The following is a 12,896-nucleotide window of genomic DNA, read 5'->3' as shown; positions in this document are numbered from 1 at the left end:
ATGCCGCAGAAGTTCGGAATGGCCGCAGGAGTTCGGGGTGCACCCGCCGGTCTTGCACCCCGTGGCTAGGCCTCGGTGGCTAGCGGGATGATCGGCCGGTGCTCGTAGTACGTCTGCAGCACGACCGTCGTGCGGGTGCTGACGTTCGCCGCGGTCCGCACGTCGCGCACCAGCTCCTCGAGCGCACGCGGAGAGGCGACGCGCACGAACAGCATGTAGCTGGCGTCACCGGCGATCGAGTGGCAGGCCTCGATCGCGTCGAGGTGCTCGAGCAGTTCGGGCGCGTTGTCGGGCTGAGCCGGATCGAGAGGCGTGATCTCGATGAAGGCCGAGAGCGGCGTGCCCACCAGCTCGGGATCGAGGATGGCCCGGTAGCCGGAGATCACGCCGCGCGTCTCGAGGCGGCGCAGGCGCGACTGCACGGCCGAGACCGACAGGCCGATCGCCTCGGACAGCTGAGACAGCGTGGCCCGACCGTCGCGGGCGATCTCCGCGACGATCGCGCGGTCGACAGAATCATCCATGGATGTAAGATTATCGTGAGTATTCCGTTATGACCGGAAAATTTCCGTCAAACTCTCCGATCGGAGGTCCCGATGTCCATCATTTCCGCCAACAGCTCCGCTGCACAGGCCATCGTCGGCGAACCCGAGGTCGTGGAAGACGCTTCGACAGGCTCAGTGCAGGCGCAGGTCGCTGAGAACTCCGCGGCCTGGGCGCAGCTCAAGGACGCCGCGATCGCGATCCGCGAGCTCCAGGTCAAGGACGGCTCGATCCCCGACGCGGCGCACCACGCGGTCGCCCGCGAACTCGTCGCCGCGATCACCGCCGGCATCCGCGCTCTGACTCCCGCCTTCCCGCACGACGCCGACTACCTCGCCGCCTCGATCGTCGACTTCGACCGCTGGGCGTCGGAGGGCTTCGGCGTACCGGACTTCCTCGACTCGCTCGTGGCCTTCCAGCCGCAGCAGCACCGCGTCGACGGCATCCGTCACCTCGTGGTCTTCCCGATGTACACGCAGAACGGTTCGAGCGACCGCCTCGTCGAGGCGCTCATCGTCGAGACCATCTGGCCGGAGTTCATCGCCGACCTCGAAGCCGGCGACTACGGCAACAAGCTGTTCGTCTCGCTCCGGCTCGTGGACTTCACGCCGGGCTACGACACCAACTCGGCCGTGCTGTTCCCCGAGACCGTCGCGATGCGCGAGATCCCGTCGTTCACGTGGGGCGCGATCTTCCAGGACCGCGAAGCCGCTCGGTACCGTCGCGTCACCCGCGCCGCCGCCGAGATCACGAAGCTCGACCTGCCGGAGCGCGCTGCCGCGATGCTCGACGACCAGGCGCTGACCGAGCGCGCGTTCGTGATGTGGGACATCATCCACGACCGCACGCACATGCGCGGCGACCTGCCGTTCGACCCGTTCATGATCAAGCAGCGGATGCCGTTCTTCCTCTACTCGCTGGAAGAGCTTCGGTGCGACCTGACCGCCTTCCGCGAGTCGGTGAGGATCGAGCGGTCGCTCGCGGCTCGCGCCGCCGCGGATGAGCAGCTCACCGCGATCGAGCAGGAGACGCTCGACCAGGCCGGTCTCGTGCAGTACGCCGTGATCTTCGACCGCATCTTCCGGTTCGCGATCACGGGTTCGCGCGTGCGCAACTACGACGGGCTCGGCGGCCAGCTGCTGTTCGCCTGGCTGCACCAGCGCGGCGTGCTGCACTGGACCGACACCGCTCTGGCGTTCGACTGGGATGCCGTGCCCGACGCGGTCGTGGCCCTCGGCGACGCGATCGACGAGCTGTACTGGCGCTCGATCGACCGCCCGAAGACCGCGCACTGGCTCGCCGCCTACGACCTGGTCCGCAGCGTTCTCACGCCGCACCCGGCGTCGGACTGGGCGCGCGGGTTGTCGGACGAGATCCTCTCCGGCGCGCCGAAGGGGTACACCGACGCGGTGCTGGACGACGAGTTCCCGCTGTCGATGTTCTTCGAGGCGCTCGACAAGAAGATGAAGCCCGTGATCGAGTCGACCGTCGGCATCCGCGGCACCGACGACTGATCCGCCGGCCGCTTCTGCGGCCTCTCCGAACTTCTGCGGCCTCTCCGGGCCGGATCGGCCGCAGAAGTTCGCATCATCCGCGAAAGTTGAGCACATGACTGTCACCGATCGCACCATCGTCCTGGCCGGAGCGACCAGCGCGTCCGGCCTCGCCGTCGCGCGAGCCCTGCTCGACGCCGGCGCCCGCGTCGTCGCCACCGGGCGTTCCGCGGAACGTCTCGCGGCGCTGGCGGATGCCGGCGCTCAGGTCGAGGTCGCCGACGCGACGTCGCTCGAAGACATGACCGCTCTCGCCGACCGTCTCGACGCCGTCGACGGCGTGGTCTCGCTGGTCGGCGGATGGCGCGGCGGCGGCGGCCTCGTCGGGCAGTCCGACGAGGACTTCCACGCCCTGCTGCCCGCCCTGGAGGCGGTGCGTGCGACGAGCCGCGCCTTCGACGCCGCCCTGCGCGCCTCAGGCGCCGGACGTTTCGCGATCGTGTCGTCGACGGCGGTCGCCCGCCCATTGGCCGGAGGGGCGAACTACGCGGCGGTGAAGGCCGCGAGCGAGGCATGGGCCCGTGCGGTCGCGCAGGGGTACGCGAAGGCAGCGCGGGACTCCGGCGAGCCGCTGCGCGCGGCATCCGTCGTCTTCCGCGCGAAAGCGCTCGACCCCGCGACGCTCGCCCCCGCGGTGCTCGCCCTGTGGGACGCGGATGCCGCCGAGCTCAACGACCGGATCATCGACCTGGCCTGAGGCCCTGCGGCGGCGTGTCTAGCGGCGCTCCGGAATCTCCGGCGGCAGTCCGCGCACAGGCGGAGGCGCATCGAAGACTCGATCGTCGGCATCCCGATTCTCGGCGTCATCCGCAGCCTCGGCACGCGCCCGGTCCTCGTCCGCACCGTCCGCATCCTCGTCTTCCGGCTTGGGATCGGGCGCCGTGGCGTACAGCTCGGTGAGGTGGCGATACGAGCGCGTGAAGAACGCCAGCGTCGCGGCGACCACCATGATCAGCCCGGCGAACAGGCAGATCAGGGCGATGCCCCGCGCCTCGCCCTCGCCGAGCAACCAGCCCCATTGCTGCTGCCCCGCGGAGCTGTCCATGTACGGGATGATGAGGAACTCGGCGAGCGGCGCGATGAGGAACGCGGTGATCGGAGCTGCCGCCGCCTCCATGGCCGCGGCCACACCGAACACCCTTCCCTGGCGTTCGAACGGCACGACCTTCTGGATCACGGTCTGCTCCGCGGCCTCGACCGGTGGGACGAGGGCCATGTACAGCCACATGCCGATCACGTAGAGCGGCCACCACTCGCGCAGCATGAAGACCGCGCCGAGCAGTCCCATCGCGATGACGACGAGCAGCATGGTGCGTACGGGTTTGCGTCCGAGGCCGAACTTCGCGACGAGGCCGCCGCCGATCAGGAACCCGGTCGAGGCGAAGGCCAGGGCGAAGCCCCAGGTCTGCGCGTCGAACAGCGTGAGCCCGTACGGGTCCATCAGCGCCATGTAGACGCCGCCAATGAGGTTGTTGAACGTCGAGAAGATGATCAGGGCGAACAGCCCCGGCGCGAGCCTGATCGCCTGCACGCTGCCGCGGAAGTCCAACGCGCTCTTGCCGTTCGGATCAGGTTCCGGCGTGCCCTCCGGGATACGGATGAACAACAGGTGAGCGAACGTGACGGCCATCGCCGCGATCGCTATCGCGAGAGTCCATCCCATGCCGAGGAACCCGATCGACAGTCCGGAGAACACGCTGGTCACCAGGAACGCGAGGCCCTGCACCGTGCCGACGAGGCCGTTGGCGTTCGCGCGCTTCTCCTCCGGCACGAGGAGCGTGACCGTGGTCGACAGCGCGATGTTGCGCAGCTGCTCGATCACCCCGCCGAACAGGATGAACCCGGAGAAGAGCCAGAACCAGGGCCCGCCGAGATCGAGGAGAGGCGCCTCGCCCTGCCAGACGTAGAGGACGCCGGCGATGAGGAAGGCCACAGCCGAGATCACGCTCGACAGCAGCATGACCGTGTGCTTGCGGTGCCGGTCGACGATCGTGCCGAACAGCATCGCGAAGAACGCGATGAAGAGCATGTAAGCACCGCCGATAATGCCTGTGGCGAGCACCGACTGGGTCTCGATATACACCCAGAAGGTGAGCGCGAACCACAGGAAGCTCGTCGTCACGTTCGCGATGAGCGTGTTGACGAGGACGTTGGCGAATGCGGTCTTCGCTGCGGTGCGCTCCATGTCTCCGAGGGTAGGTGCCCCCTCCGACATCCGGAACCCCCTCGGCCGTGCCCGACGGTGCCCGTCAGGGACATAGGCTTGTGCGGTGAGCCTTACGCATGACCCCGCGATCCGGGGATTCGCCAGTGACAACTACTCCGGCATCCACCCCGAGGTCCTCGCGGCCATCGCCGCGGCGAACGGGGGCCACCAGGTGGCCTACGGCGAGGACGCCTACACCGTGCGCCTGCAGGAGGTCTTCCAGGCGCAGTTCGGCGAAGGCGTACAGGCCTTCCCGGTATTCAACGGCACCGGCGCGAACGTCACGGGCCTCCAGTCGATGCTCCCCCGCTGGGGTGCGGTGATCGCGGCCTCGACCGCGCACATCAACGTCGACGAGGGCGGCGCCCCCGAGAAGATCGGCGGTTTCAAGCTGCTCACCGTCCCCACCGACGACGGCAAGCTCACCCCCGAGCTCATCGATCTCGAGGCATGGGGCTGGGGCGACGAGCACCGCGCGCAGCCGCTCGTCGTCTCGATCACGCAGTCCACCGAGCTCGGCACCCTCTACACGGCCGAGGAGATCCGCGCGATCGCCGACCACGCCCACGAGCGCGGCATGAAGCTGCACCTCGACGGTGCGCGTCTGTCGAATGCGGCCGCGGCCCTCGACCTGCCCCTGCGCGCCTTCACACGCGACGCCGGCGTCGACGTGCTCAGCTTCGGCGGCACGAAGAACGGCGCGATGCTCGGCGAGGCCGTCGTCGTGCTGAACCCCGCGGCATCCGACGGCCTCATCTACTCACGCAAGTTCAACATGCAGCTCTCCTCGAAGATGCGCTTCGTCTCGGCACAGCTGATCGCGCTGCTCGAGGGTGACCTGTGGCTGCGCAACGCGCGGCACTCCAACGCGATGGCGGCTCGACTCCGGGCATCCGTCGAGGCGGGCATCGCCGACGGCTCGATCACCGGTGTCTCGTTCACCCAGCCGACCCAGTCGAACGGCGTCTTCGCGACGCTGCCCGACGGCGTCGCCGACAGCCTGCGCGAGTCTTTCCGCTTCTACGACTGGGATGCCGCACGCAACGAGGTGCGCTGGATGTGCAGCTTCGACACCGAGGAGTCCGACGTCGACGCCTTCGTGGCGGAACTGTCGCGCCTCACCAGCGCCTGAGCGCGCGGCTCACGCGCCCGGAGACTCCCCCGCGCGTCAGGATTCGACGACGCGGGTGAATTCCTCGCGCGTCGTCTGCAGATGCGCGCGCATCGCGGCATCCGCCGCTGCGGCATCGCCACGGCGTACGGCCTCGAGGATCTGCTCGTGCGCGTCCCAGCTCGACTCCTTGACGAAGTCGAAGCTGATCAGGTCGACGGGCTCGAACATCCGCACCCTCGCCTCCTCGACCGCGTCGCGCACGAAGGAATTGCCCGACGCCTCGGCGAGCGCGATGTGGAAGTCCGTGTCGGCGATGCGCGACTCCGCCTTCGTGGCAGCCTCGGCGAGGTCGCGCTGAGCCTGCGCCATCGCCTCCAGATCGTCGTCGCTGCGGCGGACAGCCGCCAGGGCCGCCCCGCCGGATTCGACGATCGCGCGGAACTCGGTGAGCTCGCCGATCTCGCCCGAGCGCGTGCGGACCTCTTCGCGGATGAGCCGCGGGTCGAGTGCGGCATCCTGCACGATCGCCCCGCCGGACGCGCCGCGCGAGATCACGATCTGACCGCTCCCCTCGAGGATGCGCAGGGCCTGCCGGAGGGTCTCACGCGAGACGCCCAGCTGCTCGGACAGCCGCCGCTCCGGCGGAAGCCGATCGCCGGGCCGGATGCGTCCGAGCGCCATCTCGCGCCGGAGGAAACCGGCGACGGCCTGGTACCCGGACACGGGCTGCAGCACGGCACGGGAGAAGTCGTGCGGCGCGTCGTCACGCTCGCTCATCCGCACTCCTCCGATCAGAGGGGGAGCCCTGGGCGATCGGAGCCCACGACCTGCTTCCCCACGAAGAAGTCAAGCACATCGGCGTCTCCGTGCCCGCCCAGACCGCTCGCGCCGAAGAAGCTCTGCGCCGATTCCGGCGACATGTCGAGCACGCTCGTGCCGTTGACCTTGACCTCTCCCGCGACGAGCCGGGTGCCGAGTGCGGCCGCAGCTTCCTCGTCCGCGCCGAAGACGTAGCCGGCGAGCCCGACCTGGCCGGTGTTCGCGAGGGCGACGGCTTCGTCCTCGTCGGCGTACCCGCCCACGAGCAGCATCGGTCCGAACACCTCGTCGGCGAGACCCGGGCCGTCGAGCACTGCCACCGTCGGCGCGAAGAACCACCCCTGCGCCGGGATCCGCGAGACGCTCAGCACCTCGGCTCCGGCATCCGCCAGCCGGTCCCGCTGCGCGGCGAGCTCATCGCGGCGGGCGGCGAAGGCGACGGGCCCCATCTCGGTCGCATCGTCGAGGCTCGAGCCGATCACGCGCCGCCCGAACTCGGCGATCAGCAATGCCGCCAGCTCGTCGCGACGTTCCCGGTCGACGAGCACGCGCCGCGGCGCCTCGCACCACTGACCTGACAGCTTGAGAACCCCGTCGGTCAGCGCCTTCGCCGCAGCCTCCAGGTCGGCATCCGTACGGACGATCGCCGCGTTGTTGGAGCCGAGCTCCAGCTGGAGCCGGGCGAAGCGCGGGGCGGCCGTCGCGGCGATCGCCCGGCCCGTCGGCGTGGATCCCGTCATCGAGATCGCGGCGATCCGCTCGTCGGCGACCAGGGCGCGCCCGATCCCTCCGCTGCCCTGCACGAGCCCGACCACCCCGTCGGGGATGCCCGCCGCGTGCACGCCCTCGAGCAGGAGCTGAGCGCTCCACGGCGAGAACGACGAGGGCTTCAGCACCAGTGTCGCTCCTGCCGCGAGCGCGAACGCCGTCTTCTTGACGGCCATGGCCGAAGGAGCGTTCCAGGGCAGGATCAGCGCGGTCGGTCCCCACGGCACCCGGTGCAGTCGCACGCCGCCCTGCGCGGAGGGCAGGTCGCGCACATCGCCGACCTCCACCGCTCGCCGCGCGGCATCCCGCAGCGTCGCACCGTTCGCCCCGCCGAACAGTCGTGTGATCGAGATCGGGACTCCGCTGTTGAGGGCGTCCAGCCGGGCGATCTCCTCGGCGCGCTCGTCCAGCCAGTCGGCGAGGGCGATGAGCTTCTCGGCCCGGCGCTCCGGCGCGAGGCCGCGCCAGCGCGCGTCGTCGTGCGCCTCCTGCGCAACGGCCACGGCGCGGTCGACTTGATCGAGCGTGCTCGACGCAGAGGCGGCCAGCCTCTCCCCCGTGTTCGGGTCGTGCAGCCACGTGCCGTCGCTCTCGGGGCTCTCCTCGGCGACGCCGCCGATCCAGGTGCGCAGGGCGGGGTAGGTCATGTCAGATCCGATCGAAGTAGCGGTGCAGGTCCCAGTCCGTGACCCGGGACATGAACGTCGCCCACTCGTGCTCGAGCAGCACCTGCTGGTGCGAGATGACGTCGGGCGTGAGCAGCTCCTGCACCAGCGCGCTCTCACCGAACAGGATGCTCGCCTGACGTGGATCCGCGGGCATCGCTCCGTCACCGGGCAAGTCGTAGGCGCTGCCGGTCACGGGGTCCGCGAGCGCGGTGTCCTTGTCCATGCCGTCGCGCGCCGACGCCAGGAGCCCGGTGAGGGTGAAGTACGGGTTCGTGTCGGCCCCGGGGAGACGGAACTCGAACCGCAGCGCCTTCGGCGAGTGCCCGACCACGCGCACGGTCGTCGTGCGGTTGTCGAAGCCCCAGGTGCGCCCGTTCCCCGCCACGTCGGCGGAGTTGCTGCGACGGTAGGCGTTCACGGTCGGGGCGTACCACGCCATCAGTGCGGGCGCGTGCTCGAGCGCCCCGGCGATCGCCGCCCGCATCCGCCCGCTGAGGTGATCGTCGGCCGACTCGTCCCAGAACACCGCCGTGCCCTGCTCGTCCACGAACGACACGTGCACGTGGCAGGACGACCCCGGCTGGTCGTTGAGCGGCCGGGCCATGAACGTCGCGGACATGCCGGCGCGCGCCGCGGTGTCGCGCACGGCGAGCTTGTAGAGCGCGTGCCGGTCGGCCATCTCCAGCGGATCCCCGTACTCGAACGTCATCTCCCACTGCCCGAGTCCCCACTCGCTCTGCGCGGTCTCGACGAGGATGCCGCTGGCTCGGAGGTCGGAGCGCAGCTTCTGGAAGAACGGCTCGTAGAGGTTCCCCTCGTGGATCAGGAAGTCCGAGGGGGTGAGCGTGGTCGGGTCCAGGTCGCGGAAGCCCGAACGACGAAGCTCCCGAGGGTCGTTGCGGAACAGGTAGAACTCGAGCTCGGTCCCCGCGAGCGGGGTGAGTCCTCTCTCCCGGAGGCGCGCGAGCTCCTGCTTCAGGAGCACGCGGGGCGAGATCGGCAGGGGCTCGTGCGAATGCACGTCGACCGGGTCGGCGAGGCAGATCGCGACACCGTCGAGCCACGCCGCGGGGCGGAGCGTCTCGAGATCGGGGATGAGCGTCACGTCGGGCACGCCGTTGTGCATGCCGCAGAGGGCGAACCGGTTGGCGTCGATCAGCTCGAGGCCCTGCTCGATGTCCCACGACCACGCGCAGGTGCAGATGTCGACGCCGTTCTCGACCACACGACCGAACCCCTCGACGGGGATGCGCCGGCCGACGAGGCGACCCTGCATGTCGGGCGTCGCGACGATCACCGTGCGGATGCCGGCGGCCTCGAGCTCCTCGGGCGCGAGGCGTACATCATCGATCATCGTGTCAGCCACCCTCCGTCGACAGGGAGCTGGATGCCGTCGATCCAGGACGCCTCGTCGCTGAGCAGCCAGGATACGGCCGACGCGATGTCGGCGGGGAGCCCGACCCGGGGCACGAGGAGGCGCTGCTTCATGAACTCGAGCGCCTCGTCGCTCGTGACGCTCTCGTAGTCGAAGAAGTCGGTGGCGATGGGACCGGGCGCGACGCAGTTGACGCGGATGTTCTTCGCGGCGAGCTCGACCGCCAGAGCCTTGGTGAGCATGGGCACTCCGCCCTTGCTCGCGTTGTAGTGCGGCTGCGCGGTGCCGGTGCTCGTCACGACGACGAGGGCCTCGACCGTGGAGAGGTTCACGATCGCGCCGCCGCCGGATTCGGCGATGAGCGGGGCGACCTCCTGGGCGACGAGGAACTGGCCCTTGAGGTTGATGTCGAAGACGAAGTCCCATGCCTCCTCGGTGAGGGTCTCGAACGAGTGCTCCGTCACGACGCCGGCGTTGTTGATCAGCAGGTGCAGCGCTCCCCATTCCTCGCGGGCGCGTTCGACGGCGGCGCGGATCTGGTCCCGCGACCGCACATCGACGACGGCGGCGACGGCGGTGCCGCCGGCCTCCTCGATGAGGCGCACGGTCTCGGCCGCACCGTCTGCCGAGACGTCGGTGACGAGAACCCGGGCGCCCTCGCTCGCGAGGCGGAGGGCCGTCTCGCGGCCGATCCCGGAGCCTGCGCCGGTGATGAAGGCGTTCTTGTCTGCGTGTCGCATTTCTTCTCCTTGTTCGGTGACGCCTAGGCGACGTTCTGCGTTGCGGACACGACGGCGAGCGTCGCGCGGGCGGATGCCTGATCGACCAGCCAGTCGAAGATCGGATCGGTGTCGAAGACCTCGGGGTGCCACTGCACCCCGACGACCGGGAGGCCTTCGAGTTCGATGGCCTCGACGATCCCGTCCGGTGCCCAGCCGGTCACCACGATCCCGGTCCCCGGCACGTCGACGGCCTGATGGTGGAACGAGTTGACCCGCGTCGTCTCGCCGTAGAAGGCGTGCGCGACGCTGCCCGCCGCCGTGCGCACCTCGTGCACGCGGTGCGCACGGGGGTAGGCGTACGAGCCGTGCGACTCTCCCTCGCCGTGAGCGAGGTGCGGGTGGAGCGTGCCGCCGCGGACGACGTTGAGGAGCTGGGCGCCGCGACAGACGCCGAGCAACGGGACGGCCCCGTCGATCGCGGCCTCGATGAGTCCGGCCTCGAACTCATCTCGCTGCGGGTCGATCAGCGGTGTGAAGGGCCCCGGCGTCCGACCGTAGCGACGCGGGTCCACATCGTCGCCGCCGACGATCACGACGCCGTCGAGGCGCTCGACGAGCTCCGCCGGCGCAGCATCCATGGGCAGGTGCACCGGCAGGCCGCCGGCACGGAGGACGGATGTCGAGTACTCGCTGAGATATGCCTCGAGCGGCGCGTCGGCGAAGCCGTGCGGTGCGCCGATCGCGGCACCGCGCAGTCGTCGACCGGAGATGCCGATCAGGGGGCGGGCCAGGGCGGAAGTGCCGATGATGTCCATCCTTCGTCTGCGTGGTCGGGGTCGGGGCGGGGTCGTGGGTCAGGCGTTCTCGTCGAAGCGGCGCATGATCTGCGCGTACGCCTCGGGGGCCTTCGCCCGCATGACGGCGGCCTGCACGAGGCCGATCACGGGAGCGAGGACGACGACGGCCACCAGCGTGACGCTGATCGGCCCCCAGGCGGGGTTCCCGTCGGCGTCGACGTCGCTCACGAGCAGCGGGAAGTTGGCGGCGATGAGCACGGCGGAGACGGCCAGCCCGAGGAAGCCCAGGACGGGAGCGATCACGGTGTGCCACGGGCTCCGCAGCTGGCGCGTGCGGCCGAAGTACACGACGACCGCGAGGCAGGTGACCGCCATGAGGATGACGATCGCGAGCGTCCCGATGCCGGCGAACCAGGCGAAGATGTTCTCCGGCGCGAAGCCGATCAGCGCGAGCACGATGATCGCGAGGCCGGAGGTCGCCACCTGCACGATCGAGGCGACGTGCGGCGAACCGTGGCGCGAGTGCACGGCGCCGACGCGGTGCGGCAGCACGCGGGCGTTGGCCATCGCGTGGTGGTAGCGGGTCAGCACGTTGTGCAGCGAGAGGACCGCCGCGAACATGCTGCCGAGGAACAGGACGGCGACGGCGATCGAGCCGACCGGGCCGAGGTACTGCTCGGTCACGCGGGTGATCAGCGTCGTGGGGTCGGCGGCCGCCTCGTCGATGATCGCGCCTTCGCCGACGCCGATCACGATCGCCCAGGCGGCGAACGCGTAGAACACGCCGATGACGATCGCGGAGGCGTAGGTGGCGCGCGGGATCGTGCGCTCCGGCGTGCGCACCTCGTCACGGTAGACGACCGTCGACTCGAACCCGATGAAGCTCGCGATGGCGAACATGAGGCCGAGAGCGGGGGCGCCCGAGAGCACGTTCTGCAACAGGAACGAGCCGAAGGTCACGCCATCCGCTCCCCCGGTGAGCAGGATCACGACGCCCAGCAGCACGACGATGCCGATCTCGGCGAGCAGCACGACCACGAGCACGCGGGAGCTGAGCTCGATCTGCCGGTACCCGAGGGCGCCGACGATCGCGACGGTGGCGAGCGTGAGCAGCCACCACGGGATCTCGGGGCCGCCCAGGAGGGCGATGCTGGAGCTGATCGTGGCCCCCAGGTAGGAGAACACCGCGATCTGCACGGTCGTGTAGCAGATGAGGGCGAGGTACGCCGTGGCGAGGCCCGGAGTACGGCCGAGTCCATGCGTGGCGAAGACGAAGAAGGATCCCGCCTTGGGGAGATAGCGGCTCATCGCCGTGAGACCCACCGAGAAGAGCAGCAGGATCACGGTGGCGACGAGGAACATGACCGGGAATCCGATGCCGTTCCCCACGAGGTAGCCGATCGGCACGAGGCCGCCGACCACCGTGAGCGGTGCGGCCGCGGCGATCACCATGAAGGTGACCGAGACCGCCCCGAGGTTTCCGCGGAGGCTGCGGTCCTGTGCTGTTCCTGCGCTGTGCGACGTCGTTGTCGAAGCATCCATGCGAACATCCTTTGCCGATTGGACTAATGGTCTACTTTCTAGCCCATTAGTCCAGCCAGCGCAAGAGTCGCACGCCGAAGAGGCCCCTTCACATCACGCGAGGGGCATGCCGGCAGTCGGCGTGCGGGGGTCTAGCGGAGCAGTCCGAGGTTCGCGAGAGCCAGGCGGATGAGCGTGCCGCGGCCGCCCTCCATCTCGGCGGCGACCGCGTCGGATGCCGCAGCCTCGGGCGGGAACCAGGTCACCTCGAGCGCGTCCTGACGCGGCTCGCACGTGCCGGTCACGGGCACCACGAACGCCAGCGATACCGCGTGCTGACGGTCGTCGTGGTACGCGCTCACTCCCGGGATGGGGAAGTACTCGGCCACCGTGAACGGCAGCGGCTGCGGCGGAAGGAGCGGGAACGCCATCGGGCCGAGATCGTTCTCGACGTGACGGAAGAGCGCGTCGCGGATGGTCTCGCCGAAGCGCACGCGACCGGAGACGATCGTGCGCGTCATCTCACCCATCGGCGTCGAGCGCAGCAGGATGCCGACCTCGGTGACCTGACCGGAACCGTCGGTGCGCACCGGGATCGCCTCGACGTAGAGCATCGGCAGATGCCGCCGCGCCTCTTCGAGCTCGATGTCGCTCAGCCACCCGGGGTTCGAGCCGGGTGCCGACGGATTCGCATCGCGGAAGGCGCCGAGACCGTCGTCTTCGGGTTCCGGGTCGGGATCAGGTGTGCGGACGGACATGTGTCCTTTCTACCAGCCGCGCCTGACCGTGCGGGGTGGACGTGTCGGCATC

12 protein-coding genes are annotated in these 12,896 nt (G+C 69.7%); 3 read left to right on the top strand and 9 right to left on the bottom strand.

The features are described 5' to 3' along the window. Positions 1-65: 65 nt before the first annotated feature. The gene (locus ABS642_RS19355) at positions 66-524 is read right to left on the bottom strand and encodes an Lrp/AsnC family transcriptional regulator (protein WP_116635623.1); all 459 of its coding nucleotides are present in this window, start codon (positions 522-524) and stop codon (positions 66-68) included. A 72-nt stretch (positions 525-596) separates the two neighbouring features. On the opposite strand from ABS642_RS19355, the gene ABS642_RS19350 reads away from it, so the two are divergent. Both ABS642_RS19350 and ABS642_RS19345 read left to right on the top strand, forming a co-directional pair. Then, positions 597-2,057: a DUF6421 family protein gene (locus ABS642_RS19350; protein ID WP_350351422.1), complete on the top strand. Its 1,461-nt coding sequence runs from the start codon at positions 597-599 to the stop codon at positions 2,055-2,057. 94 nt (positions 2,058-2,151) lie between these two features. Then, positions 2,152-2,793: an SDR family oxidoreductase gene (locus ABS642_RS19345; RefSeq protein WP_350351421.1), complete on the top strand. Its 642-nt coding sequence runs from the start codon at positions 2,152-2,154 to the stop codon at positions 2,791-2,793. A gap of 18 nt (positions 2,794-2,811) precedes the next feature. Here ABS642_RS19345 and ABS642_RS19340 read toward each other — a convergent pair whose 3' ends face one another. Further along, a complete protein-coding gene (locus ABS642_RS19340; protein WP_350351420.1) occupies positions 2,812-4,281 on the bottom strand; it encodes an MFS transporter in 1,470 nt (489 codons plus the stop codon). 85 nt (positions 4,282-4,366) lie between these two features. Here ABS642_RS19340 and ABS642_RS19335 point away from each other — a divergent pair, with 85 nt between their 5' ends. Next, entirely contained in the window at positions 4,367-5,434 is a 1,068-nt protein-coding gene (locus ABS642_RS19335) for a low specificity L-threonine aldolase (RefSeq protein ID WP_350351419.1), read from the top strand. Between the two features lie 36 nt (positions 5,435-5,470). Here ABS642_RS19335 and ABS642_RS19330 read toward each other — a convergent pair whose 3' ends face one another. The 7 genes from ABS642_RS19330 to ABS642_RS19300 all read right to left on the bottom strand — a co-directional run bounded on the left by ABS642_RS19330 (position 5,471) and on the right by ABS642_RS19300 (position 12,844). Continuing rightward, positions 5,471-6,193, bottom strand: coding sequence for an FCD domain-containing protein (locus ABS642_RS19330; protein ID WP_282216168.1), 723 nt, complete (start codon positions 6,191-6,193; stop codon positions 5,471-5,473). A 14-nt stretch (positions 6,194-6,207) separates the two neighbouring features. Beyond that, on the bottom strand, positions 6,208-7,650 hold the full coding sequence (locus ABS642_RS19325) for an aldehyde dehydrogenase family protein (RefSeq protein WP_350351418.1): 1,443 nt from the start codon (positions 7,648-7,650) through the stop codon (positions 6,208-6,210). Between the two features lies 1 nt (position 7,651). Then, complete coding sequence (locus ABS642_RS19320; RefSeq protein WP_350351417.1) at positions 7,652-9,025, bottom strand: glutamine synthetase family protein; 1,374 nt, start codon at positions 9,023-9,025, stop codon at positions 7,652-7,654. Then, a complete protein-coding gene (locus ABS642_RS19315) occupies positions 9,022-9,786 on the bottom strand; it encodes a glucose 1-dehydrogenase (RefSeq protein WP_350351416.1) in 765 nt (254 codons plus the stop codon). The genes ABS642_RS19320 and ABS642_RS19315 overlap by 4 nt, the downstream gene beginning before the upstream one ends. Positions 9,787-9,809: 23 nt before the next feature. Next, positions 9,810-10,583, bottom strand: a complete 774-nt coding sequence (locus ABS642_RS19310; RefSeq protein WP_350351415.1) for a gamma-glutamyl-gamma-aminobutyrate hydrolase family protein — start codon at positions 10,581-10,583, stop codon at positions 9,810-9,812. A gap of 39 nt (positions 10,584-10,622) precedes the next feature. Then, positions 10,623-12,107, bottom strand: a complete 1,485-nt coding sequence (locus ABS642_RS19305; protein WP_350351414.1) for an APC family permease — start codon at positions 12,105-12,107, stop codon at positions 10,623-10,625. Between the two features lie 131 nt (positions 12,108-12,238). Then, on the bottom strand, positions 12,239-12,844 hold the full coding sequence (locus tag ABS642_RS19300) for a DUF4916 domain-containing protein (protein WP_282216162.1): 606 nt from the start codon (positions 12,842-12,844) through the stop codon (positions 12,239-12,241). Positions 12,845-12,896 lie beyond the last annotated feature (52 nt).

It is taken from the genome of Microbacterium sp. A8/3-1, assembly GCF_040267695.1.
GTDB classification, from domain to species: domain Bacteria; phylum Actinomycetota; class Actinomycetes; order Actinomycetales; family Microbacteriaceae; genus Microbacterium; species Microbacterium luteolum.
This window is presented reverse-complemented; position numbering and strand designations above follow the sequence as displayed.

Coding starts and splice junctions, on each gene's coding strand:
- ABS642_RS19355 (WP_116635623.1), bottom strand. CDS start 524: ATGGATGATTCTGTCGACCGCGCGATCGTCGCGGAGATCGCCCGCGAC.
- ABS642_RS19350 (WP_350351422.1), top strand. CDS start 597: ATGTCCATCATTTCCGCCAACAGCTCCGCTGCACAGGCCATCGTCGGC.
- ABS642_RS19345 (WP_350351421.1), top strand. CDS start 2,152: ATGACTGTCACCGATCGCACCATCGTCCTGGCCGGAGCGACCAGCGCG.
- ABS642_RS19340 (WP_350351420.1), bottom strand. CDS start 4,281: ATGGAGCGCACCGCAGCGAAGACCGCATTCGCCAACGTCCTCGTCAAC.
- ABS642_RS19330 (WP_282216168.1), bottom strand. CDS start 6,193: ATGAGCGAGCGTGACGACGCGCCGCACGACTTCTCCCGTGCCGTGCTG.
- ABS642_RS19325 (WP_350351418.1), bottom strand. CDS start 7,650: ATGACCTACCCCGCCCTGCGCACCTGGATCGGCGGCGTCGCCGAGGAG.
- ABS642_RS19320 (WP_350351417.1), bottom strand. CDS start 9,025: ATGATCGATGATGTACGCCTCGCGCCCGAGGAGCTCGAGGCCGCCGGC.
- ABS642_RS19315 (WP_350351416.1), bottom strand. CDS start 9,786: ATGCGACACGCAGACAAGAACGCCTTCATCACCGGCGCAGGCTCCGGG.
- ABS642_RS19310 (WP_350351415.1), bottom strand. CDS start 10,583: ATGGACATCATCGGCACTTCCGCCCTGGCCCGCCCCCTGATCGGCATC.
- ABS642_RS19305 (WP_350351414.1), bottom strand. CDS start 12,107: ATGGATGCTTCGACAACGACGTCGCACAGCGCAGGAACAGCACAGGAC.
- ABS642_RS19300 (WP_282216162.1), bottom strand. CDS start 12,844: ATGTCCGTCCGCACACCTGATCCCGACCCGGAACCCGAAGACGACGGT.